The organism is Pelotomaculum propionicicum (genome assembly GCF_004369225.1).
Classification (GTDB): Bacteria; Bacillota; Desulfotomaculia; order Desulfotomaculales; family Pelotomaculaceae; genus Pelotomaculum_B; species Pelotomaculum_B propionicicum.
Genome location: NZ_QFFZ01000163.1, coordinates 1 through 639, shown reverse-complemented (window position 1 = coordinate 639; position 639 = coordinate 1). Strand labels below are relative to the sequence as shown.

The 639-nt window shown below is 55.6% G+C and carries 1 pseudogene; it reads right to left on the bottom strand.

Going from position 1 to position 639, the window contains the following annotated elements:
- Positions 1–403 precede the first annotated feature (403 nt).
- Positions 404–639: pseudogene (locus Pmgp_RS19345) on the bottom strand (Rpn family recombination-promoting nuclease/putative transposase); the annotation flags it as partial.

The following is a 639-nucleotide window of genomic DNA, read 5'->3' as shown; positions in this document are numbered from 1 at the left end:
TCCCCGGCTTCCCGTGGCGGTCTTTTGCAGCGGGCAGCCCGGACTTTCGCAGCGAGCCCGGCCGCCGGGAGGCGCGGCCCCCGGTTAAGAAGCCTCCGACAATCCTGGCTGGGATCATAGGAATAATGCAGCTTCACCTTCCACGTAGGGCTCTCTCATCCCCTACTCTATGCCGGTTTATCCCGGCGCTTTCGAACCGTCCCCCTGGTTGACGTTTACCCATCTCCGGAACTCTAACACCATCTCCCTATCAGTGGCAATACAAAAGGGCCAGTCACCGATAAATCGGTAGTTAGCCCTTTTGGTTGTGTCTCTGGTTTATTTTCACCACGCCTTTATGCACAGCCGCCTGGATCAACCAGCCAACCGTCCCCCTGGTTAAACCGTCCCCCTGGTTATCGGTTCAGTTTTCCAGCTGTTTCTTCAGTTCCAAAACGGTCTCCCTGGACAGCCCGGTTATTTCTGCCACTTCATCCACGGGAAAGCCCCTCTTTAACGCTGTCCTTGCAACTTCAATCTTGCCCTCAATCTTGCCCTCAATCTTGCCTCTCGTTTCACCTTCGAGCAAAGCTTGCCTCTTCATCTCGTCCAGTGTCCGTTCGATGTTGGTGATCACTTTCTCCACCTCCCTGGGGTCGG